General features: G+C 38.1%; 21 protein-coding genes and 1 riboswitch. Of the genes, 18 read left to right on the top strand and 3 right to left on the bottom strand.

The window, feature by feature from the left end:
• Positions 1–13: 13 nt before the first annotated feature.
• From CKJ95_RS07925 to CKJ95_RS07865, 13 genes are all read left to right on the top strand, one after another.
• Positions 14–808 (top strand): enoyl-CoA hydratase/isomerase family protein, encoded by a 795-nt coding sequence (locus CKJ95_RS07925; protein WP_099352870.1) that lies wholly within the window; start codon positions 14–16, stop codon positions 806–808.
• A 161-nt stretch (positions 809–969) separates the two neighbouring features.
• Complete coding sequence (locus tag CKJ95_RS07920; protein ID WP_099352869.1) at positions 970–2,544, top strand: benzoate-CoA ligase family protein; 1,575 nt, start codon at positions 970–972, stop codon at positions 2,542–2,544.
• 392 nt (positions 2,545–2,936) lie between these two features.
• A complete protein-coding gene (locus CKJ95_RS07915) occupies positions 2,937–4,175 on the top strand; it encodes an ABC transporter substrate-binding protein (RefSeq protein ID WP_099352899.1) in 1,239 nt (412 codons plus the stop codon).
• Between the two features lie 230 nt (positions 4,176–4,405).
• Positions 4,406–5,269: a branched-chain amino acid ABC transporter permease gene (locus CKJ95_RS07910; protein ID WP_099352868.1), complete on the top strand. Its 864-nt coding sequence runs from the start codon at positions 4,406–4,408 to the stop codon at positions 5,267–5,269.
• The gene (locus tag CKJ95_RS07905) at positions 5,270–6,283 is read left to right on the top strand and encodes a branched-chain amino acid ABC transporter permease (RefSeq protein ID WP_099352867.1); all 1,014 of its coding nucleotides are present in this window, start codon (positions 5,270–5,272) and stop codon (positions 6,281–6,283) included. It begins immediately after the preceding gene.
• Positions 6,284–6,294: 11 nt separating this feature from the next.
• Positions 6,295–7,059, top strand: a complete 765-nt coding sequence (locus CKJ95_RS07900) for an ABC transporter ATP-binding protein (RefSeq protein WP_099352866.1) — start codon at positions 6,295–6,297, stop codon at positions 7,057–7,059.
• Positions 7,052–7,750 (top strand): ABC transporter ATP-binding protein, encoded by a 699-nt coding sequence (locus tag CKJ95_RS07895; protein WP_099352865.1) that lies wholly within the window; start codon positions 7,052–7,054, stop codon positions 7,748–7,750. Before CKJ95_RS07900 ends, CKJ95_RS07895 begins: the two co-directional genes overlap by 8 nt.
• A 187-nt stretch (positions 7,751–7,937) precedes the next feature.
• Positions 7,938–8,043: riboswitch (SAM riboswitch) on the top strand.
• 84 nt (positions 8,044–8,127) lie between these two features.
• On the top strand, positions 8,128–9,141 hold the full coding sequence (locus CKJ95_RS07890) for a methionine ABC transporter ATP-binding protein (protein ID WP_099352864.1): 1,014 nt from the start codon (positions 8,128–8,130) through the stop codon (positions 9,139–9,141).
• A complete protein-coding gene (locus tag CKJ95_RS07885) occupies positions 9,131–9,802 on the top strand; it encodes a methionine ABC transporter permease (protein ID WP_099352863.1) in 672 nt (223 codons plus the stop codon). Before CKJ95_RS07890 ends, CKJ95_RS07885 begins: the two co-directional genes overlap by 11 nt.
• A 30-nt stretch (positions 9,803–9,832) precedes the next feature.
• A complete protein-coding gene (locus CKJ95_RS07880) occupies positions 9,833–10,672 on the top strand; it encodes a MetQ/NlpA family ABC transporter substrate-binding protein (RefSeq protein ID WP_099352862.1) in 840 nt (279 codons plus the stop codon).
• A gap of 24 nt (positions 10,673–10,696) precedes the next feature.
• A complete protein-coding gene (locus CKJ95_RS07875) occupies positions 10,697–11,785 on the top strand; it encodes an iron-containing alcohol dehydrogenase family protein (protein WP_099352861.1) in 1,089 nt (362 codons plus the stop codon).
• A 162-nt stretch (positions 11,786–11,947) separates the two neighbouring features.
• Complete coding sequence (glsA, locus tag CKJ95_RS07870) at positions 11,948–12,877, top strand: glutaminase A (protein WP_099352860.1); 930 nt, start codon at positions 11,948–11,950, stop codon at positions 12,875–12,877.
• Between the two features lie 122 nt (positions 12,878–12,999).
• The gene (locus tag CKJ95_RS07865; protein ID WP_099352859.1) at positions 13,000–14,502 is read left to right on the top strand and encodes a DHA2 family efflux MFS transporter permease subunit; all 1,503 of its coding nucleotides are present in this window, start codon (positions 13,000–13,002) and stop codon (positions 14,500–14,502) included.
• 12 nt (positions 14,503–14,514) lie between these two features.
• On the opposite strand, the gene CKJ95_RS07860 is transcribed toward CKJ95_RS07865, so the two are convergent.
• Together CKJ95_RS07860 and CKJ95_RS07855 are read right to left on the bottom strand one after the other, a co-directional pair.
• On the bottom strand, positions 14,515–15,294 hold the full coding sequence (locus CKJ95_RS07860; protein WP_099352898.1) for a sensor histidine kinase: 780 nt from the start codon (positions 15,292–15,294) through the stop codon (positions 14,515–14,517).
• 19 nt (positions 15,295–15,313) lie between these two features.
• Positions 15,314–16,012, bottom strand: a complete 699-nt coding sequence (locus CKJ95_RS07855) for a LytR/AlgR family response regulator transcription factor (RefSeq protein ID WP_099352858.1) — start codon at positions 16,010–16,012, stop codon at positions 15,314–15,316.
• A gap of 189 nt (positions 16,013–16,201) precedes the next feature.
• Between CKJ95_RS07855 and CKJ95_RS07850 the strand changes: the two genes are divergently transcribed.
• Positions 16,202–16,954, top strand: coding sequence for an ATP-binding cassette domain-containing protein (locus tag CKJ95_RS07850; protein ID WP_099352857.1), 753 nt, complete (start codon positions 16,202–16,204; stop codon positions 16,952–16,954).
• Entirely contained in the window at positions 16,944–18,101 is a 1,158-nt protein-coding gene (locus tag CKJ95_RS07845) for an ABC transporter permease (protein ID WP_099352856.1), read from the top strand. Before CKJ95_RS07850 ends, CKJ95_RS07845 begins: the two co-directional genes overlap by 11 nt.
• Before the next feature lie 42 nt (positions 18,102–18,143).
• On the opposite strand, the gene CKJ95_RS07840 is transcribed toward CKJ95_RS07845, so the two are convergent.
• Complete coding sequence (locus tag CKJ95_RS07840) at positions 18,144–18,485, bottom strand: cupin domain-containing protein (protein ID WP_099352855.1); 342 nt, start codon at positions 18,483–18,485, stop codon at positions 18,144–18,146.
• Positions 18,486–18,731: 246 nt separating this feature from the next.
• Here CKJ95_RS07840 and CKJ95_RS07835 point away from each other — a divergent pair, with 246 nt between their 5' ends.
• The 3 genes from CKJ95_RS07835 to CKJ95_RS23310 all read left to right on the top strand — a co-directional run bounded on the left by CKJ95_RS07835 (position 18,732) and on the right by CKJ95_RS23310 (position 21,747).
• Positions 18,732–20,174, top strand: coding sequence for an alanine/glycine:cation symporter family protein (locus tag CKJ95_RS07835; protein WP_257215734.1), 1,443 nt, complete (start codon positions 18,732–18,734; stop codon positions 20,172–20,174).
• Between the two features lie 144 nt (positions 20,175–20,318).
• Entirely contained in the window at positions 20,319–21,485 is a 1,167-nt protein-coding gene (locus CKJ95_RS07830; RefSeq protein WP_099352853.1) for a TraB/GumN family protein, read from the top strand.
• Between the two features lie 121 nt (positions 21,486–21,606).
• Positions 21,607–21,747 carry a hypothetical protein gene (locus CKJ95_RS23310; protein ID WP_180271444.1) on the top strand — a complete coding sequence of 47 codons (141 nt, stop codon included), beginning with the start codon at positions 21,607–21,609 and terminating at the stop codon, positions 21,745–21,747.
• Positions 21,748–21,776: the final 29 nt, after the last annotated feature.

Genomic DNA, 21,776 nt, shown 5'->3' with positions numbered 1-21,776 from the left:
GAGGAATGTAAACATGTCAATTAATTTAGAAACAAAAAATCTTACTGTAAAAAAAGCCGACGGAATCGCTGAAGTTCACATTCATGTAAATAAAACAAACTCATATGACCTTGAGTATTACAAAGAGTTAAATGCGGCAATTGATGACATTCGTTTTGACAATGACATTAAAGTAGCTGTACTAATGAGTGATATGCCAAAATTCTTCTCAGCAGGAGCAAATATCAATTTCTTAAAATCTGCTGAGCCACGTTTTAAAACACAGTTCTGCTTATTCTGTAACGAAACTTTAGATAAAATTGCACGTTCACCACAAATTTGGATCGCTTGTTTAGAAGGTCATACTGTTGGTGGGGGACTAGAAATGGCCCTAGCTTGTGACTTACGTTTCATGGGAGACCAAGCAGGAAAAATTGGACTTCCAGAAGTATCTCTTGGTGTATTAGCAGGTACAGGTGGAACACAGCGTCTAGCTCGTCAAGTTGGACACTCTAAAGCCCTAGATTTAAATATTACAGGGGAAACATTAACACCACAAGAAGCATTAGCTATTAAACTAGTAGATCGTGTATATCCACAAGAAGAAACAAGAGCGAAAACGTTAGAGTATGCACAAAAAATCGCAAACAGCGCAACATATGCAACTTCTAATATTAAGCTATCAATCATGAATGGGAAAGAAATGCCACTTAACGTAGCGATCCGTTATGAAGGTGAACTTCAAAACCTATTATTCCGTTCACAAGATGCACAAGAAGGTTTAAGTGCATTCATTGAAAAGCGTGAACCAAACTGGTCAGGTAAGTAAGAAATAATTTATTATTCTTCATTTCGGTTTATTAACACTATATTCACAGTGTCAATGTCAAAATATCAACTATGAATTACTCCGAAAAAAAGGTGGAGGTAAACGATTACCTCCACTATCCTAAATTTTTTCTATCTACAAGATAGGTAAGGAGGAAAAGTGTGATAAAGGTAGCTTCGGATTTAAAGGGAATTGCAACGAAGTACAATGCAGCCGATCGATTTATTGAAGAAAATGTACGAAACGGACTAGGGGAAAAAATAGCGATAATAAGTGGAGACGAACAAGTCTCTTATCAAGAACTTCTTAATCGTGTGAACCAATTTGGTAACGCTCTCAAAAAGTTGGGTGTTGAAAATGAAAACCGTATGCTAATGGTTATGCATGACACGGTTGAGAATATTATTTCCTTTTATGGGGCGATAAAAATAGGTGCACTTCCAATCCCTTCTAACACCATGCTACAGCCCGGGGATTATGAATATCTATTAAACCACAGTCGCTCGAAGGTGCTTGTTATTCACGAGGATCTTTGGAGCAAAATTAAGGCAAATAGAGATCGATTTGTCTTCCTTCAGCATGTTATCGTCGTCACAGAAAACATAACAGTAGATGCAAATGAAATTGATTACCATGAACTGATGAGTAATGCTTCAACAGAGCTTGAGTCGTTTTTATCAGTGAAGGATGACCCTGCATTCTGGCTATACAGTTCTGGTAGCACTGGAAATCCAAAAGGTGTTATTCACCATCAACGAAGCATGGAAGCAGCGTATAACACGTATGGGAAACAAGTTTTGGGGATAAGTGAAAATGATGTTACCTTCTCCGCTTCAAAGCTCTTTTTTGCGTATGGGCTTGGAAATGGGATGTATTTCCCATTAGGAGCTGGAGCAACAACTGTTTTATTAAATGATCGTCCTACGCCTGATAAAGTGTTTGAAACACTTGAAAAGACAAAACCAACGATCTTTTTTGGTGTTCCAACACTTTATGGTAGTTTGATAAACTATGTTGAGCGTACAGGAAAAATTCCTGACTTATCATCAGTGAGGGTATGTGTATCTGCCGGTGAGGCGCTCCCTGATACGTTTGTGAACAAATGGAAGCAACTCTTTAATCTTGATATTTTGGATGGTATTGGATTAACAGAAGCACTACATATTTTTATTTCGAATCGGGTTGGAGATATTCGTCCTGGAAGCACAGGGAAGCCCGTCCCTGGATATGAGGCGAAAATTGTCAACGACGATTTCGTGGAAGTAGAACCAAATGAAGTTGGGGACTTAGTTATTAAAGGGGAAAGCCTAACTGGTGGTTATTGGGCAAATATCGCTGAAAATCAGAAAAAACTAAAAGGCGAGTGGATGTATACCGGGGATAAATATTACAAGGATGAAGAAGGTTATTTTTGGTATTCAGGGCGTTCAGATGACATGCTGAAGGTAGGCGGAATCTGGGTTTCTCCAATTGAAGTAGAATCAACTCTACTCAAACATGACTCTGTTCTAGAGGTCGCGGTAATTGGCGTCAAGACAGAGGATAATCTAGACCTTCCAAAAGCTTGTATTGTCCTTAAAGAAGGAGTTGCCCCATCTGAAGAATTGAAAGCAGAATTAAAAGCTTATGTAAAAGCAAACTTAGCCCCTTATAAGTATCCTAGAATCATAGAGTTTATGGATGAAATCCCAAAAACGGCTTCTGGGAAGATGCAACGTTTTAAATTAAGACAATAATCAATGGTTTTCGATGCGGAAGTAAAATTAACGTAATAAATTAAGGATAGCAAAAAAATACTTTTTTTAAATATAACAAAAAGCTTAATTTGCAGTATGTGTTGATTAAATAGAGGTCGTGTTGGTATAAAAGGCATAAAATGTAAGCCGTTATTCCAACCCTCCTCCATTTTTTTTGCATGAAATTTTAAAGAAATTTATTACGTTTTTTTTATGGAAGTTGAAAATATGTATTGAATATTTAGATAGTTATAACTATAATAATATTCAAAATACTAAAAATTTTGGAAAGGGGGTATCCATACATAATCCAAAAGTCCTGTTAGCTTAAAAAGTGTATTCACCAAAGAGGGTCAATATTGAATGCGTTTCCATTAAAGGGAGGGTTACCTATGAAACTAGTAAAAAGAAATTGGTTGATCATGTTGGCATTTGTTCTATTGCTCTCAGCCTGTAGCTCAGGGGCAATCAGTACAACTACGGAAAATAACAAAAAAGAAGAAAATGAGGAACCACCGACAACTGATTCTTCAAGTGATGAGCCAATTAAAATTGGTGCTTTACTACCTTCAACAGGTGTATATGCTTCGCTTGGGGAAAATGTTAAGAACGGTATGGAGCTCTATTTTGAAGAAATTGGTTGGGAAGTTGCAGGTAAGAAAATCGAGATTGTTCATGAAGACACGGAGGCAGACCCACAAGTTTCCTTACGTAAGCTTCGTAAATTAATGGAGCAGGACAAAATAGATATTTTAACTGGTCCAATCAGTACTGCGGTAGCTTATGCGATTCGTGACGAAGTTGATAAGAACAAATTGCCATTCCTTGTATCTCATGCTGGTGGAAATGATTTAACAAGAACAAAACGTAGTGATTATATCTGGCGTTCGTCTTTTTCTTCCTACCAAATTGGACACTCTATGGGCCAATGGGCATTTGACAATATTGGTGGAAAAATCTATTTAACAGCTGCTGACTATGCATTTGGTCATGAAGCTACGGCAGCATTTAAGGATGCTTATACGGCAGCAGGTGGAGAAATTGTTGAGGAAGTATTTGCTCCACTAGGAAATAACGATTTCTCTTCTTACCTAGCAAAAATGAATCGTGATGACATTGATGGAATCTATGCATTCTTTGCGGGTACAGATGCAATCCGCTTCGTTCAACAATACGAGCAATATGGATTAAAAGGTAAAATTCCTTTAATTGGTTCTGGATGGCTTACTGCTGAGGATACTCGTCCACAGCAAGGAACTGCTCCTGAAGGCATCATTGCTTCAATCTTCTGGGATTATAGTATAGATACGCCTGAAAACAAAAAGTTTGTTGAAGCGTATGAAGCGAAGTACGATGCGAGACCAAGTATCGAATCTGCAGAAGGTTATGATGCAGCTGCTATTATGGCAAAAGCAATCGAAGCATTAAATGGTGATGTTTCAGACCCAGATAAATTAGTGGAGGAGATCTCAAAGGTTGAACTGAATAGCCCAAGAGGCCCAATCAAGTTTGACCCAGAAACTCATCAAATTATTCAAAACCTTTATATCGTAGAAACGTACCTTGATGGTGACAAGACGGAAAATAAAGTAATCGACACAGTACCAGAAGTTGTCGACCCAGGAAAATAAGAAAATAATTAAAGAAGGAGGCAAAGGTAACAGGTGTTGCCTCCTTCTTTTCTAGTTACCAATATATTATTACTATTTTACGAAGTTTTCTGTGTCTAGTTCCAGCGCCTAGCCCCTCGAGGTCTAATAACCTGTGCTAAGAAAAGTCAAAGAGCGACTTTTTTGGCACAGAACATTAGCTTGTCGGGGCTGAGCGAGGCGCTTACACATTTCGGATTGGGAGGAAAGGAATGGATACATTAGTTTTGCAATTGATGAATGCGCTTAGCTACGGGTTTCTCCTATTCATTATTACATGTGGGATAAGTCTCGTTTTTGGTATTTTAGGGGTATTAAATTTAGCGCATGGTTCCCTATATTTATTAGGATCGTATATGGGTTATTCAATCGTTGTAAAATCAGGACTACCATTTTGGGTTGCACTCTTGGTTGTGCCTTTTATTATTGCTGTCATCGGATTGATTTTAGAAGTAATCCTGCTTCGGCCTACCTATAAGCTTGGTCATCTTTCCCAGGTATTGTTAACCTTTGGGTTAGCATACATCTTCCATGATCTCTTCTCCATCATTTGGGGGAAAAACATCATGACCGTAACCCCACCAACTTTCCTAAGTCAGTCGGTTGAAGTGATGGGGAATATGATCCCTTCATACCGTCTGGCATTAATTGTCGTCGGAATCGTCATCGCTTTAGCCCTTTGGTATACCCAGGAAAAAACAAAATGGGGCGCTGTTATCCGTGCAGGTTTATCTGATAAAGAGATGGTTGGTGGGCTAGGAATCAACATTCACCTCGTCTTTACACTGGTATTTTTCTTTGGAAGCTTCTTGGCCGGAATCGGTGGGGTACTGGGCTCCCCAATCCTAGGGGTAGCCCCTGGAATGGAATTTAATATCCTCATATTATCTCTTGTTGTTCTAGTTGTAGGAGGACTTGGGTCGGTAAGTGGAACAATTGTTGCGAGCCTTTTAGTGGGTATGGTTGAAACATTTAGTCGTTTCTATGTCCCAGAATTAAGCTTAATCATTACATTTGCATTGATGGCTGCTGTATTAATTATCCGTCCGCAAGGATTGATAGGAAGGAGGGCATAAATGGGCAAACAGTGGATAAAAGGAAGTGTATTATTCTTATTAATGGTTGCTGCTCCATTTTTTGTTTCTCTCTATTACGTAAACATTTTTACGGAAATCTTGATCTTTGGGATATTCGCCATTAGTTTAAATATCTTAGTTGGTCAGACTGGATTGGTATCCTTAGGGCATGCTGCATTTTTCGGAGCTGGTGCTTATGCAACTGGTTTAGCGGCAAGTCATTTATCTACAAATGTGTTTCTAGCGATTGCAATTGGAATGCTGCTAGCCTTATTACTAGCTATTTTAATAGGCTTTGTATCAACTAAGGCACACGGTTTTTACTTTTTGATGCTAACACTTGCCTGTTCCCAGATGGTATACTCCATCATTTATCAATGGACAGATGTAACGGGTGGATCAAATGGATTGTCAGGAATTCCTGCTCCAAGCCTGTTTGGAGATTTTCTACTATCCAATCAAGTGTTTATCTATTACTTTGTATTAGTCGTATTTGCAATTGTTATGATCGTTATTAACAGACTTCTTCATTCCCCTCTTGGATACGTCTTTATTGGAATCAAAGAAAATGAAGACCGAATGAAGTCGATTGGTTATAACACAACCTTCTATAAAAATATTAGCTTTTTGATTGCGGGTACTTTAGGTGGATTGGCTGGAGGTTTATATGTATTTTTCAATGGCTTCGTTGCCCCAACAGATGTGTACTGGACAGTGTCTGGCTCTGTACTGATCATGGTGTTAGTTGGAGGAGCAGGAACACTTTGGGGACCTGTTATTGGAGCGGCATTTATCGTTGTGTTGGAGACAATTATTAGTTCATACACAGAAAGCTGGATGATGATTATTGGTACTGCCTTCATCCTATTCACAATCTTTGCTCCTTCAGGAATTGCGGGATTGTTCTCTAATCTAACAGGTAGCATTTTTAAACCAAAGTCCAAACCTGTAGAGGAAAATTATGTTGAGCAACCGATTGAACCTATTAAACCGCAATCAAAAATAAATGGATAGGGGGGAAAGTGATGACTACAATTCTTTCAATTCAAAATCTATCAAAGCATTTTGGTGGGTTAAAAGTAATTGAAGATATTACGTTGGATGTATCAGTTGGAGAACGTGTCGGATTAATTGGTCCAAACGGCGCGGGTAAGACAACCTTTTTCAATATGATTGCTGGAGACTTGAACCCAACAGGTGGAACAATCGCTTATAATGACCGAGATATTACAAAGGTACCAAACTATAAAAGGACAGAAAATGGAATTGTTCGAACGTTCCAGAAGAACAATCTAATGTTTGGATTAACGGTGAAAGAGAATGTTCTCCTTGTTTTACAGAAAATGAGGAAAGAGCATACGCAATGGTGGAAGAAGGTAAGTCTCAAAAATTATCAAGCGTTGCATGAAGAAACGGATGCCCTTTTACAGGAATGGAATCTTGAGCAGTATAGCGATAAAAAGGTACAAGAGCTATCTTATGGTGTGCAAAGACAAATTGAAATTGTCATGGCTATTGCTGGTAAGCCAAAGATTCTACTTTTAGATGAACCTACAGCAGGTATGTCACAGGTTGAAACCGACCAAATTATTGCTCTAATTAATAAGCTGCCAAAAGAAGTAACGATTTGTATGATTGAACATGATATTGACGTGTTATTCGGTAATATGGACCGAGTGATTGTCCTACATACAGGAAAACTAATTGCCGATGGTACACCAGAAGCGGTTCGCGAAAATGAAGAGGTTAAGGAAATTTACTTAGGGCGGGGGGATGCTGCACATGCTTAAGTTGAAAGATGTTAATAGCTTCTATGGCTCAAGTCACATCCTTCATGGAGTGAACCTTGAAGTGAAAGAAGGCCAGGTTGTGACCCTGTTAGGAAGAAATGGTATGGGTAAAACGACAACCATGCATTCAATTATTGGCTTTGTTAATAAAGTACAAGGTGAAATCCTATTTGAAGGTAAAAATATTGCCTCGCTCCAAAGTCACCAAATTGCAAGAAAGGGAATTGGTATCGTTCCACAGGGGAGAAGAATATTTCCGAACCTAACCGTAACAGAAAATCTAACCGTTTTCGCTGATCTGAAAAAAGGCGAATGGAATCTAGAGAAGATCTTTCACTATTTTCCACGCCTAAAGGAACGTGAAAAATCTCATGCTGGCACCTTAAGTGGCGGGGAACAATCGATGCTATCAATCGGAAGAGCGTTGATGAGAAATCCAAAAATCCTCTTGCTCGATGAACCGACAGAGGGACTCTCTCCCTTAATGGTCAGTGAAGTGATGGACGTCCTTTTAAAATTAAAAGAATCAGGAATGTCGATGCTTCTAGTTGAACAAAATATTTCAACTGCCTTACGAATTGCAGATGATGTCTATATTTTAAGTAAAGGGAAGGTAGTCTACCACGACAATCCGGAAAAACTAAAAAACAATATGGATATCGCGTATCAACATCTCGCGCTAAGCAGCTAACAATAGCCCTTCCCATTCTCGGGAATGGGCTATTTACTATCCGATAATAATATTTTTCAAAATTTAGATTTTGTTGCTACAATAAGAATGGAAACGTTTAATACTGTTTTGATAGTGTAACGTTGTTATTGACATAATACTAACTGGCTAGTAATATCTAACTATAATAAATTTTCATAAATAATCAAACTTATCCAGAGCGACCGAGGGACTAGGCCCTAAGACGTCCGGCAACCCCCATTTTGGGAAGGTGCCAATTCCTGCAGAATGATTTTCATTCTGAAAGATAAGTCGAGATAAATTTTTATTTCGATACCTCTTTCAGATGAAAGAGGTATTTTTGCATTAAAAAACTGGTATACGAATGAGGTATTTAAATGATTGAAATTCGCAATCTTTCAAAGATATATAAAACAAAAAAAGGGACCATCACAGGTGTTGATAATGTCACTCTTCAAATAGAATCCGGCGAAATCTTTGGCATCGTTGGCTATTCAGGCGCAGGAAAAAGTTCCCTGATTCGCTGTATCAACCTGCTTGAACGACCAACCTCAGGAAACATCTTAGTAGATGGGGTAGACCTTACCTCTCTAAAAGCTAGTGACCTGCGCATCGCTCGTTTGAAAATCGGAATGATTTTTCAACACTTCTATCTAATAAGTCAAAAAACAGTATTTGAGAACATTGCGTTTTCCTTAAAAGCTGCCAATCTACCAAAGGAACAAATCAAAAAACGTGTCGAGGATTTACTCGCTATGGTAGGTCTATTAGATAAAAAAGATGTCTATCCTTCGCAGCTAAGTGGTGGTCAAAAACAGAGAGTTGGGATTGCAAGAGCGCTCGCAAACGATCCAAAGGTGTTGCTATGTGATGAAGCAACCTCTGCGCTCGATCCAACAACAACTAAATCAATTTTAAAACTATTAAAAAAGATTAACAAGGAACTTGGCATAACAATTGTCCTGATTACGCATGAAATGGATGTTGTGAAGGAAATTTGTGACCGTATGGCGATTATGCAAGATGGAAGGGTAATTGAAGAAGGTTCTGTTTATGATGTATTTGCAAACCCGAACACTGAACTAACAAAGGAATTTATTGAAAGTGTTGTTTCCTTTGAGATTCCTGAAATCATTCTTGATTCATGTAAAGGCCCAATCGTGAAGGTTACCTTTAAAGGAAATATTGCCGGTGAGGGTGTTATATCAGATATGCTTCAGACTTTCAATGTAAAAGGAAATTTCCTTCATGGTTCCATTGAATACATTCAAGAATCAGCACTAGGTATTTTTATCATGGAGTTGAGGGGAAATAAAGAAGAAATCAAATCAGCACTGAACTATGTTGAGGATCGTGCTGCACAAGTGGAGGTGTTACGAGATGGGTATTGATTTTAATCATCTCATGGAGCTTCTCCCTGATATCAATACAGCGTTTTTCCAAACAATCTATATGATTGCCATTTCATTACTTATTGCAGTTGTAATCGGACTTCCAGTTGGAATTCTTCTATATGTAACCGACAAAGGGTTATTTTTAGAAAACAAAGCAGTTCAAAATATTTTAGGGTTTGTCGTGAATTTAATTCGTTCGATTCCATTCATTATCTTGCTTGTTGCATTGATTCCAATCACGAATTTCATCGTAGGTACAACGATTGGGCCGACTGCAGCATCTGTTTCACTTTCAGTAGCAGCGATTCCATTTTTCGCAAGAATTGTGGAAACAGCTTTAAGGGAAATTGACCGAGGTGTAATCGAAGCTGCTATTGCAGCGGGAGCAACTCCATGGATGATTATAAAAGATGTGTTGCTCCTTGAAGCGCGATCTGGAATTATATCTGGTGTTACCTTAACACTTATTAGCTTAATTGGATTTTCAGCCATGGCAGGTACTGTAGGTGGTGGAGGAATCGGAGACTTAGCAATCCGATTTGGATACTACCGGTACGACAATACCATCATGTTTGCGACAGTCCTAATCTTAATCATTTTAGTTCAAGTCATACAACTCCTTGGTGACTACATTGCAAAGGTAGTAGATAAAAGATAAATAACATAAAAACAGAAAGAAGGAAAAAAAATGAAAAAGTGGTTAACAGGAATTATCTTACTCTTAGTAGCATTCGTTATTACAGCTTGTGGAAGTAGCGCAAGCAATGATGGTGAAAGTAAAGACTCAGATGTAGAATCAAAAGATATAAAAATTGGCGCAACAGCAGGACCATACAGTGATATGGCTAAAAAAGCTCTTAAGCCAGGACTTGAAGAACTTGGATACACAGTAGAAATTATTGAATTCAGTGATTATATCCAACCAAACAAAGCTTTAGACAATGGTGATATTCAAGCAAACCTATTTCAACACACAATTTATCTAGAAAACTTTGAAAAAGAAAACAACATGGATTTAACAGCATTAATTAATGTTCCGACAGCACCAATGGGAATTTATTCAAACGTTTATAAATCAATCGATGAAGTAAAAGAGGGTTCAACAGTAACACTTCCTAATGACCCAACAAATGCAGCACGTGCATTAAACACATTACGTGATGCTGGGCTGATTACAATCGCAAAGGATGCAGACCCATTAACAGTTTCAGAAAAAGATATTGACGAAAATAAAAAGAATTTAAAATTCCAACCAATCGAAGCTGGTCAATTACCACGTTCTGTTGAAAGTGCTGATCTAGCTGCAGTCCCAGGTAACTTTGCATTAGCTGCAAAAATGAATTTATTAGATGCACTTACACTTGAAGATATGTCTGATTCGTATCGAAATGTAGTTGCAATTAGTGCGAAAAATAATGATTCACAGTTTGCGAAAGATTTAAAAGCAGTAGTAGAATCTGAGGATTTCGAAAAAGTGATTGATGAGGAATTCAAAGGCTTTGGTAAGCCAGCATGGATGGAAAACTAAGCAAATAAGTAGGGAGTGGTGAGAGTGGATGTCATTTCGGTTTATGGAGCCCCTAGTGAGTATGTTGTATCTGAAGGTATATTAGACAAACTTGAAGTAAAGCTTGCTGAGCGCTCCTATGAAAAAGTTTTATTCGTTCATGGGAAAAAGTCTTGGAAAGCAGCAAAGGAATATATACCAAAGTTTCGTGAGATTCAATCGGAACAATATTCATATAATGGAGAGTGTTCAATCACTGAAATTGAATCCCTTTCATCATTTATTAAAAAACAATCGTTCGATGCTGTGATTGCAGTTGGTGGCGGAAAGGTTCTTGATTTAGTCAAGGCTTCAAGCCATTTTTGCCAAAAACCTTACGTGCTAATACCAACGTTAGCTTCAAATTGCGCACCGTGGACGCCGATAAGTGTGATTTATAATGAAAGTGGGACATTCATTCGCTACGATATTTATCCGAATAATGCGAGCTTGGTCTTGATTGAGCCAAGGATTTTATTGAACGCACCGCTAGAAATGTTCATCGCTGGAATTGGTGACACACTCGCAAAATGGTATGAAGCAGATGTTCAAATGGCTAAGATTGAAAACAAGCCGGTACCATTGTTGGTCTCGCATTATGCCGCTAAGCAATGTAAGGATCTTTTAGTGAAACATGCCGAAGCCGCGATTGAAGCCGTAAAAAGTGGCGTGCTTAATGACGATTTTATAAAGGTATTTGAAACAATCATTACACTTGGTGGTATGGTTGGTGGCTTTGGGGACCATTACGGCAGAATTGCCGGAGCTCATTCTATACATAATGGGTTGACGGTTTTGGAAGAGACTCATTCCGCTCTACATGGGGAGAAAGTTGCCTATGGGATTTTGATTCAGCTTGTTTTAGAGAATAAGCTGGACGAGATAAAAGAACTACTACCGTTTTATAAGAAACTCGGATTGCCAAAGTCTATTGAGGATCTTGGAGTAACTGATGTTTCGGTGGAACGTATTAACCAAGTAGCCGAGAAATCAACAATCCCAGGAGAGTCTATCCATTTGATGCCAATCGGATCAATCAAAGCAAAGGACGTAAGCAATGCGATTATGATGCTTGAGAAATATACAAGAGCATAACATATAGAGGATGAGACGATGACGTCTTGTCTTTTTTTTTTTTTGTGAAGAACACGAACCCTTTGGCAATCGTAGTTAATTGAGAAAAGGCTAAGTTAGCAAATTCTCCTGCTTATAACATAGTAAAAACTCATTTGGTAAAGACTACTAGTGGTGATGAAAATGCCTTGTAAATCAAATGATGAATTAAAGGAATTAGTGAAAGAAGCACGCAAAATAACTAAAAATGGGCGTGTAGCAGATTATATACCTGCACTTGGGAAAGCAAACCCGAATGACCTGTCTATTGCAATCAACTTTCCGGATGGACGTTGCTTTTCCGCAGGGGATATTGAAAAAAAGATCTCGTTACAAAGTATCTCCAAAGTCGTATCTCTTGCTCTCGTTTTGATGGATAGGGGCAAACAATATGTATTTGAACGTGTCGGAATGGAGCCGACGGGTGACCCGTTTAACTCGATTGCAAAGCTAGAAACAATGGTTCCCTCAAAGCCACTAAACCCGATGATTAATGCTGGCGCACTTGCTGTTACCCATATGATAAAAGGGAACACAGTAGATGAGAGATTTCATCGATTACTCACATTCATTCGTGAATTAGCAAATAATGACACGATCCATTACAATGGGGAAATTGCGCAATCCGAATTTGAAACGGCACATCTCAATCGAGCCTTATGTTACTTTTTAAAGCAGCACCAAATCATTGATGAAAATGTTGAAGAGCTTATCGATCTTTACACAAAACAATGTGCGATTGAAATGAATTGCCTTGATTTATCAAGGATAGGCGTTGTTTTTGCTCTTGATGGTGTCGATCCGGCAACAGGTAAACAAATTATGCCGAAAAGTGTAGCCCGTATCTGTAAAACGTTCATGGTGACTTGCGGAATGTACAATGCATCTGGTGAATTTGCCATAAAGATCGGGATTCCAGCAAAAAGTGGTGTATCCGGTGGAATTATGGGGGCTGTTCCAGGTAAGTTTGGAATTGGGATATTAGGTCCGGCCTTAGATGAAAAAGGAAATAGCATAGGTGGAATAAGGCTTCTTGAGCTCCTATCTAAAACCTATAACCTTAGCATGTTCTAACAGTTCCCAAACTGAGATATTTTCATTGCAATCCAAAAAGGCGTGTTATAAGATATATCTTATGGCTAAATAAAACAATGGTATAAAATTATGAACTTAATGTCTAATGTGGGGGGAGTTTAATGGATTTTTCCGAAAAACGAGTACGTCCTCAATACGGTATTCTTGCAATATTGATGGTTGGTGCCTTTATTTCATTTTTAAATAATACATTATTAAATGTCGCGTTACCTTCTATTATGACGGAATTAAAGGTTGACCCATCGACAGTACAGTGGTTAACCACGGGCTTCATGCTAATCAGTGGAATACTGATTCCGACTACAGCCTTTTTAATTGAAAAATATACCGTTCGCCGATTATTTATCGTTGCAATGGGATTATTTACAATCGGTACGATACTTTCGGGTACTGCTCATGTATTTTCTATCCTGCTTGCAGGTCGGATGATCCAAGCATCAGGTTCGGCAATTATGATGCCGCTATTAATGAATGTAATGTTGGTGAGTTTCCCAGTTGAAAAAAGGGGAACAGCGATGGGGGTCTTTGGATTAATTCTCATGTTCGCGCCAGCTATTGGACCTACACTTTCAGGTTGGATTATTGAACATTATGACTGGAGAATGCTTTTCCACTTTATCACGCCTATTGCAGCTATCGTGTTCATACTTGGCTTTATCATGCTGAAGGATAAAAAGGAAAAAGTAATCTTAAAACTGGACTTTTTCTCCTTAGTTTTATCAAGTATCGGATTTGGTGGATTATTATATGGGTTTAGCTCAGCTGGCAACATGGGATGGGGAAGTCCATTTGTATATGGAACCATAATTATTGGAATAATCTCGTTAACTTGGTTTATTGTACGTCAATCAAAGCTTGACATCCCAATGCTTAATTTTGGGGTCTATCGTTATCCAATGTTTACATTAGCTTCTGTGATTACGATGGTTGTTAACATGGCCATGTTTTCAGGATTTTTACTGCTTCCAATATATTTACAAACGATTTTAGGTATTTCACCTATGGATACAGGACTATTGCTTTTACCTGGCGCAATATTGAATGCATTTATGTCACCAATTAATGGGCGTTTATTTGATAAATTTGGTGGACGTATCTTGGCAACCTTAGGGTTGGGTATCACAACTATCACAACTTATCTTTTCAGCCAGCTGACATTTGAAACTACCTATATGTATCTTCTAGTTCTACATGCTGTACGAATGTTTGGTATGTCAATGGTCTTTATGCCAGTTTCAACAAATGGATTAAATCAGCTACCGCGAAATTTATACCCGCACGGAACAGCTGTTAATAATACATTGAACCAAGTTTCTGCAGCGATTGGTACCGGATTTTTAATTACACTGATGTCACTAAAAGAAGAATCATCGGCGGCGAATTTATTAAACAATATTCAAGGGCAGCCTACTGAGGCACAAGCTCTACAAATTCAATTACAAGCTATGCTTGATGGAATTAATTTTACATTTTTCGTTTCAACCTTCTTAATTTTCCTTGCTTTTATCCTTGCGTTCTTTATGAAACGAGCAAAACAAGAAGAAGATATTACAGGCAAGAAAAAAACAAAGCAAGGTGTTCAACCTACATTAGCGAAAAATTAAAAAAAGGAGAAATCATCCAATCGGATTGATTTCTCCTTTTTGCTTTCCTCTTATTGCAGGTATTTTAATTTTGACGTTGAATTCCTCGTCTTTACATACAAAGTCCAAAAATCCATTTGCTTCATAGACAACATTATGAATTAACTTTGTGCCAAGTCCTTCGTGACCATCACCTTTAGTCGTTTTTCCAAAGGTTTCAAACAATTGATCCAAGATGGACGCTGGAATTTGAAGAGTACTATTTTTACATGTTAAAATGTACAATCCACTTCGTTTGTAAAATTGCAAGGTAAGGAAGGCCTGGCTTTTATGCTTATCTTGCCATTCTTCACACGCGTCAATACTATTTGATAAGAGATTTCCAATTAAGGTAACAATTTGCTGGTCTGACAAAGGTAAGGACGAAAGCGGCAAATCAAAATCATACACAATTGCAATATCAAGTGCCCTCGCTTTGCGATACATTTGATGGAGAATACCTGCCACCACACCACGTTCGCCTTTTATCGAAAGATTTGTTTCTTTATAGCTCTCAACCAACTCATCCAAATAGTGTTTTGCTTCCTCATTTTTTCCATTTTCAAGCATAAAGTGAATGGCGGAAACATGCTTTAAAAAGTCATGCCGTTCACTTCGAACGACTCGGAAGGTTTCATTGAATTGAGCGCGCTGTTCATCAAAATGTTTGGCCTCTTCTAATAGAGTATTCATTTTTCTTGAAATTGAAAGTCGTGATAAACATGCATAAAGGCATAAAATCCCCAATACCACGATCATTCCCCAATAAAGCATTATCAAGCATTACGCCACCTTAAAAATAATTTTGTTGTAAAAAGTCTACTTTTTCTTTTGTAATCATTGCCTGTTCTTCAATGCCTTCGAAAGTGACAATATAGGAGTTCTTCGCATAAAGCGAAAAGTTTTTTACATAGTGAATATTGATGATAAACGATCGGTGTGACCGAATGAAGTCTCTTTCTCGTAATTCTCCCTCTAGCTCACCCAGAGTTTGATAGGTTTTTATCGGTCCTGATTTTGTATAAATGGTTGTCGAACGCCCAGAACGTTCAATAAAAATAATCTCCTTTTTTTGGAGAATATGTATTTCATTTTTTTGTTTTAAATAAAGTCTTCCATGAATTTCAGCCGATTTTGTTTTTTCGAGTAAACGTTCTATTGATTTTACTAAACGTTCCTTCGGATAGGGCTTCATTATATAATCATGAACATTTAGTTCAAATGCATGAACAGCATAGCCACTATTTCCCGTTACAAAAATCACCGAAATATTCAGTGCATGCGTATGAATAATATCGGCAAGTTCATAGCCTGATAAATTTGGCATCTCAATGTCAGCAATCAACAAATCGATTTCCTCTTTTTTGATTTGTTCATAGGCTTCCTCTGCGGATAATGTAGAGAAGATAACCTCAATATCTGGAATGCCACTTACAATTGCTTTTAATTTATCCAAATCAATCAAACGATCATCTACAAGACCAACCTTCATTTTCAAATCTACCTCACATAACCAACATTCAAATGATAATTTCCAAATATAGTATCTTTCTATTTTAACACCTTTATAGGAAAATTTGACCTTTTCGCGACAAAAAAAGGAACATTCGCGACATAACTAGAGATTTTCTCAAAAAGGATGGCTATGATATAGACATAAGAACAAGACGAGGTGGAAAAAATGATTGAAATTAATGAAGTGACAAAAAGATTTAAAGATAAAAAGACTTCTATAACGGCATTAAAGCATGTGAAATTTACTGTTGAAAGAGGGCAAGTTGTTGGATTGCTAGGGGAAAATGGTGCGGGAAAAACAACTCTTCTACGAACCATTGCGACTTTACTAACTCCGACGGATGGGAATGTTAAAGTGGCAGGCTATGATACTCAAAAAAATCCCGAAGAAGTGAAAAAGAGAATCGGAGTATTATTTGGTGGCGAAACCGGGTTGTATGATCGCCTCACAGCACGTGAAAATCTCGAATATTTCGCAGCACTATATGGATTAAGCAAGCATGAAACGAAGATAAGGATTGATGAATTAGCGCGGATGTTTGGTATGCGAGATTACTTGAATCGTAAGGTAAGTGGGTTCTCAAAAGGGATGAGACAGAAGGTAGCAATTGCAAGAACACTCATTCATAATCCAGACATCATCCTCTTTGATGAGCCAACGACCGGATTAGATATTACGTCATCAAATGTATTCAGACAGCTTGTTCATCAGTTAAAACGTGATGGTAAGACAATTATTTTCTCTAGCCATATTATGGAGGAAGTTTCCATGCTTTGTGATTCAGTCGCAATGATGCATAAGGGAGAACTCGTCTATCATGGTGATTTAGATGATCTTTATAAATCAGAAGGAAGTCAGGATTTGAATTATATTTTCATGAGTAAACTTGTTAGGGGGAACGAAACATATGCTTCGTAAAATATATTTGAAAGAATTAAAAGATTGCTTTCGCGATCGTCGAACATTAATACTTACAGTTTTATTACCAATTATCATGATGTCTGGAATGACGTTTTTCTATGAAAATATGATTTCAGATGGCGAAGGTGATACATTCCAGCTTGCAGTTGAAGAATCTTCCATGATCGAAGCAGAAAGGATACTTTCAGGAGTAGAGAATATTGAGCTTATTGAATCGCCCAACTTGGAGCAATCCATTCAGGACGGAGATGCACAAGTCGGATTGGAATTAACACCAAATTTCATTGAGGCGACACAAAATGGAGAAGAAGCTTCGGTCACTTTAGTTGGGGATTCATTTAGTCAAAAGTCTACTCAATTAAATGCAATTATCTTAAATGCCTTAACAGTTTTTGAGAAAACAGTGGTTGTCGGAAACCTTCAGGCAGGCGGAATCGATCCTTCTATCATGCAACCATTTACGATTACACAAGAAGAAATGACAAATGAGGATCCAAACGTTGATATGCTTGCATTTTTAATTCCATTAATCTTATCAATTGCAATCGGAGTTGGTTCAGGCCCTTCTGCAGCCGATTTATTTGCGGGTGAAAAAGAAAAGAAAACGATGGAAGCTCTGTTAATGACACCTGTTAAACGATCTACCTTGCTACTTGCAAAATGGCTAACGATTGCAACAATTGGGTCGGTAATCGGCATTATTACATTGGCTGTAGTTGCATTGGAGATTAGTTTGTTAACTGAAAATCTCAAAAATGCTGTATCATTTGGAGATGACGCCTTATTAATAATTGGAATCGGAATTTTACTTTCAGTTATCTACGCAGCATTCACCGCGTCATTAATCATGACTACAAGTATAGTCGCGAAGACGATTAAGGAAGCAGGAAGCTATAGTAGCCCTGTAATGATGATTGCCATGTTCCCAGCAATGATTATAGTAGGGGTAGGAGTGAATGAACTTACGACTTATCACTTCGCTGTGCCAATTATGAATTTGTTTACTTTATTAAAAGAATTAATGTTCGGAATCATTGACTATGAACATATTCTACTTGCTTTCGGTAGCAACATTGCTTGTATGATTATCTTCTTTGTGATTGGCCGTATCTTGTTTATGAAAGATAAATGGGTAATGAACTAATAATAAACTGCCAACCCTTTATATTAGGGGCCGGCAGTTTTTTTACACATTCTGTGCGTATCTCTCATCAGGGATTTTTGTAAGTGTGACATATAAACTTACATTTTCTGAACCATCATTTACAAAGCTTAAGTTTTCTTCTCCATTACAAACGATTACATCGTTCTTTTTCACTTTAACGTCTTGCTCATCAATTGTAAAAGTACCTTCACCTGAAAGAACTAGTAGATATACATTAGACTCTGGATGCTTGTGGGGTGGTAGTGCTTGATTTGGCATGAAATTTAACATAAAGACGGTACTGCCACCCTCTTTAAAGATGACACGCTTTGTTAGTCTTTCCTCATTATATTCTATAAAATGATTGAGCATTTCTTTTTTCATTTGGATCGCTCCTTAATATGTTTTTTAGATTATCTATACCCATTATAATGTAGGAATAAAAGTCAGACTGTGATGTATATCATGATTTAAAAATGAACGAATTTTTACTGTTATACAACAATAATATTGAGTTGTCTATACATATGAATTATAATTCCTAATATATAGAATTTTCTAAATGAAGAAGGGGGAATGTATGTGCAGGCTTTTGCAGATTGGTTGAATGGTATCCTTTGGAGCCCGGTGATGATTTATGGAATGCTTGGTGTAGGACTTTTATTTTCAATTTTAACTCGCTTTTTACAGGTAAGGCACATCAAAGATATGACATCCCTAATGTTCAAAGGGAAAAGCTCTGATGCAGGAGTTTCATCCTTCCAAGCATTGGCTGTTTCTTTATCAGGGCGTGTTGGAACAGGTAACATCGCTGGAACAGCTACCGCTATTGCATTTGGTGGACCGGGTGCCGTTTTCTGGATGTGGGCCATTGCCTTTATTGGGGCAGCAACCTCATTCATTGAATCGACATTAGCGCAGATCTACAAAGAAAAGCAAGACGGTCAATATCGTGGTGGGCCAGCTTATTACATAGAAAAAGGAATCGGCTGGAAATGGTATGGAATTATCTTTGCTCTTGCAGCCCTTCTCGCAATGGCATTTCTAATGCCAGGAATCCAATCGAATTCGATTGCTGCTGGATTGGACAATGCATTTGGAATTAATAAATGGGTAACTGCAGCTATCTTGGTTGTGTTAATTGGTGCCATTATTTTTGGTGGTATTAAGAGGATAGCAAACGTTGCACAGTATGTGGTGCCATTTATGGCTATCGGTTATATTATTATGGCAATTATTATCATGATTATAAATATTGGCCAGTTGCCAGCTGTAATTGCTTTAATTTTTAAGAGTGCTTTTGGAGCAGAGCAGGCATTTGGCGGAATTATTGGGATGGCTATTGCTTGGGGAGTAAAACGTGGTATTTACTCAAATGAAGCTGGTCAAGGTACAGGACCACACGCTGCAGCTGCTGCGGAAGTATCTCACCCTGCTAAACAAGGATTGGTTCAAGCCTCTGCTGTCTACATTGATACCTTATTGGTTTGTTCAGCAACAGCATTTATGATTTTATTTACAGGAATGTATAATGTACAGGCGGAAGATAAAACATTTATTGTAAATAATTTAGGAGAAACGGTTGAAGCAGGGCCAGCATTTACACAGGCTGCCGTTGAAACTGCACTTCCTGGATTTGGTGCTGGATTTACAGCGGTTGCACTATTCTTCTTTGCCTTTACAACGATTATGGCATACTACTATATGGCAGAAACAAATATCGCTTATTTAATAAGGGGTAGGGATAGTAAGGTAGCGATGTTTATTTTAAAAATTGTCTTATTAGGATCAATGACATATGGAACTGTGAATGAGGCGAAGCTTGCTTGGGCATTCGGTGATATTGGCTTAGGTTTAATGGTTTGGCTGAATGTTATCGCCATTCTCATATTGGCCAAACCTGCCTTGGTCACATTGAAGGACTACGAGAAGCAACGTAAGGCGGGACTAGATCCAGTCTTTGATCCAGTTAAGCTTGGAATTAAGAATGCCGACTATTGGGTGAATGATTACAAGCATGAAGATAATCTTTCAGGCTCGTTAGCAGATAACGATAAGTCATTCCCAGGATAAAGATAAAAATGGACCGTTAACCTTTATAGGGTATCGGTCTATTTTTATGTTTCAATATATTTAGTAAAAAGAATTTAAATCTAAGTCATTCTAGTTTAAAATTAAATCTATACACAAATTGAGCATTTATAAGGAAGGTCTACTATGTCTGAAGAAAATATTACGAGGATCGAATTAGATGGTAAAGAATACATATTAATCGGCACAGCTCACGTTTCAAAGCATAGCGCTGAACAGGTTAAGGAAGTCATTGAAGCAGAAAAGCCTGATTCGGTTTGTATTGAGCTAGATGAACAAAGATATCACTCCATGATGGAAGGTAACAAGTGGAAGGAAATGGACATCTTCAAGGTAATTAAAGAAAAGAAAGCCACTTTGCTCCTCATGAACCTAGCGATTTCCTCTTTCCAAAAGCGAATGGCTAGCCAATTTGGAATCAATGCCGGACAAGAAATGATGCAAGGAATCGAGTCCGCAAAAGAAGTAGGGGCCGAATTAGTTTTAGCAGACCGGAACATTCAAATAACATTCTCACGTATTTGGAATTCAGTCGGATTCACAGGGAAAATGAAATTATTAATGTCCATTATTTATAGTATTTTCAGCAACGAAACGATTACTGAGGAAGAACTAGAAAAGATGAAATCCAAGGATATGCTGAATTCAATGCTAACCGAATTTTCGACGAGCTTTCCAAAATTAAAAACGCCACTCATTGATGAGCGTGATCAGTATTTGGCACAGAAGATCAAACATGCTCCAGGAGAAAAAGTAGTAGCCGTACTTGGGGCAGCACACGTACCTGGAATCAAGGAAGAAATTAAAAAAGAACATGATTTGAAGAAGCTTACGCAGTTGCCGCCTAAATCAAAGGCGCCTAAAATTATCGGTTGGGCGATTCCAATTTTAATCGTGGCCATCATTGCCTATACCTTTATTGCTAACCCAGAAGCAGGCATGCAGCAAACCATAAGTTTAGTCTTGTGGACGGGCTCTTTTTCAGCTATTGGTGCAGCAATTGCTTTAGGACATCCTCTTACAATTGTGACCGCATTTTTTGCAGCACCAATCGGGGTCATGCATCCCTTAATTGCTGCAGGATGGATCGCGGGCTTTGTCCAAGCTTTTCTACGCCGTCCAAGCGTGAAGGACTTTGAAACACTTTCAACAGATGTCTATAGTGTAAAGGGCTTCTGGCATAACAAAGTAACACGAATTTTATTAATTATTGTTTTGTGTAACTTAGGTACATCTCTCGGCTTATTTATCGGTGGCGCAGATGTTGTGAGATTGTTTATAAAAAATTTATGATACAAAAAGACCTGTTCAGATGCGAACAGGTCTTTTTTGTATTCGGAAAAATCGATTAAGTATGGCCAGAAGCGAATCTAGGCATAGGTGATTCTGACAGCATGAAGGGGGGAGGCAGGGAGTGAGTCAGAAAACAGGTGTGAATCTGACAGCACGAGCGGAAAAAGAAGAGAGCGAGTCGGAAACCAAGGTTGATTCTGACAGCGTGAACCAGAAAAGGCAAAGAGTGAGTCAGAAACCAGGTGTGATTCTGACAACATGAGGGGGAAAAACATAGAGTGAGTCGGAAAC

Source organism: Fredinandcohnia onubensis (assembly GCF_002734285.1).
Classification (GTDB): Bacteria; Bacillota; Bacilli; order Bacillales; family Bacillaceae_L; genus Ferdinandcohnia; species Ferdinandcohnia onubensis_A.
The sequence above is the reverse complement of the archived record's forward strand: the minus strand, read 5'-3'. Positions and strand labels throughout refer to the sequence as shown.

Bases quoted from the DNA above. Each gene is read 5' to 3' on its own strand.
- CKJ95_RS07925 (WP_099352870.1), top strand. From the start codon at position 14: ATGTCAATTAATTTAGAAACAAAAAATCTTACTGTAAAAAAAGCCGAC.
- CKJ95_RS07915 (WP_099352899.1), top strand. From the start codon at position 2,937: ATGAAACTAGTAAAAAGAAATTGGTTGATCATGTTGGCATTTGTTCTA.
- CKJ95_RS07910 (WP_099352868.1), top strand. From the start codon at position 4,406: ATGGATACATTAGTTTTGCAATTGATGAATGCGCTTAGCTACGGGTTT.
- CKJ95_RS07905 (WP_099352867.1), top strand. From the start codon at position 5,270: ATGGGCAAACAGTGGATAAAAGGAAGTGTATTATTCTTATTAATGGTT.
- CKJ95_RS07900 (WP_099352866.1), top strand. From the start codon at position 6,295: ATGACTACAATTCTTTCAATTCAAAATCTATCAAAGCATTTTGGTGGG.
- CKJ95_RS07895 (WP_099352865.1), top strand. From the start codon at position 7,052: ATGCTTAAGTTGAAAGATGTTAATAGCTTCTATGGCTCAAGTCACATC.
- CKJ95_RS07890 (WP_099352864.1), top strand. From the start codon at position 8,128: ATGATTGAAATTCGCAATCTTTCAAAGATATATAAAACAAAAAAAGGG.
- CKJ95_RS07885 (WP_099352863.1), top strand. From the start codon at position 9,131: ATGGGTATTGATTTTAATCATCTCATGGAGCTTCTCCCTGATATCAAT.
- CKJ95_RS07880 (WP_099352862.1), top strand. From the start codon at position 9,833: ATGAAAAAGTGGTTAACAGGAATTATCTTACTCTTAGTAGCATTCGTT.
- glsA (WP_099352860.1), top strand. From the start codon at position 11,948: ATGCCTTGTAAATCAAATGATGAATTAAAGGAATTAGTGAAAGAAGCA.
- CKJ95_RS07865 (WP_099352859.1), top strand. From the start codon at position 13,000: ATGGATTTTTCCGAAAAACGAGTACGTCCTCAATACGGTATTCTTGCA.
- CKJ95_RS07860 (WP_099352898.1), bottom strand. From the start codon at position 15,294: ATGCTTTATTGGGGAATGATCGTGGTATTGGGGATTTTATGCCTTTAT.
- CKJ95_RS07855 (WP_099352858.1), bottom strand. From the start codon at position 16,012: ATGAAGGTTGGTCTTGTAGATGATCGTTTGATTGATTTGGATAAATTA.
- CKJ95_RS07850 (WP_099352857.1), top strand. From the start codon at position 16,202: ATGATTGAAATTAATGAAGTGACAAAAAGATTTAAAGATAAAAAGACT.
- CKJ95_RS07845 (WP_099352856.1), top strand. From the start codon at position 16,944: ATGCTTCGTAAAATATATTTGAAAGAATTAAAAGATTGCTTTCGCGAT.
- CKJ95_RS07840 (WP_099352855.1), bottom strand. From the start codon at position 18,485: ATGAAAAAAGAAATGCTCAATCATTTTATAGAATATAATGAGGAAAGA.
- CKJ95_RS07835 (WP_257215734.1), top strand. From the start codon at position 18,732: ATGATTTATGGAATGCTTGGTGTAGGACTTTTATTTTCAATTTTAACT.
- CKJ95_RS07830 (WP_099352853.1), top strand. From the start codon at position 20,319: ATGTCTGAAGAAAATATTACGAGGATCGAATTAGATGGTAAAGAATAC.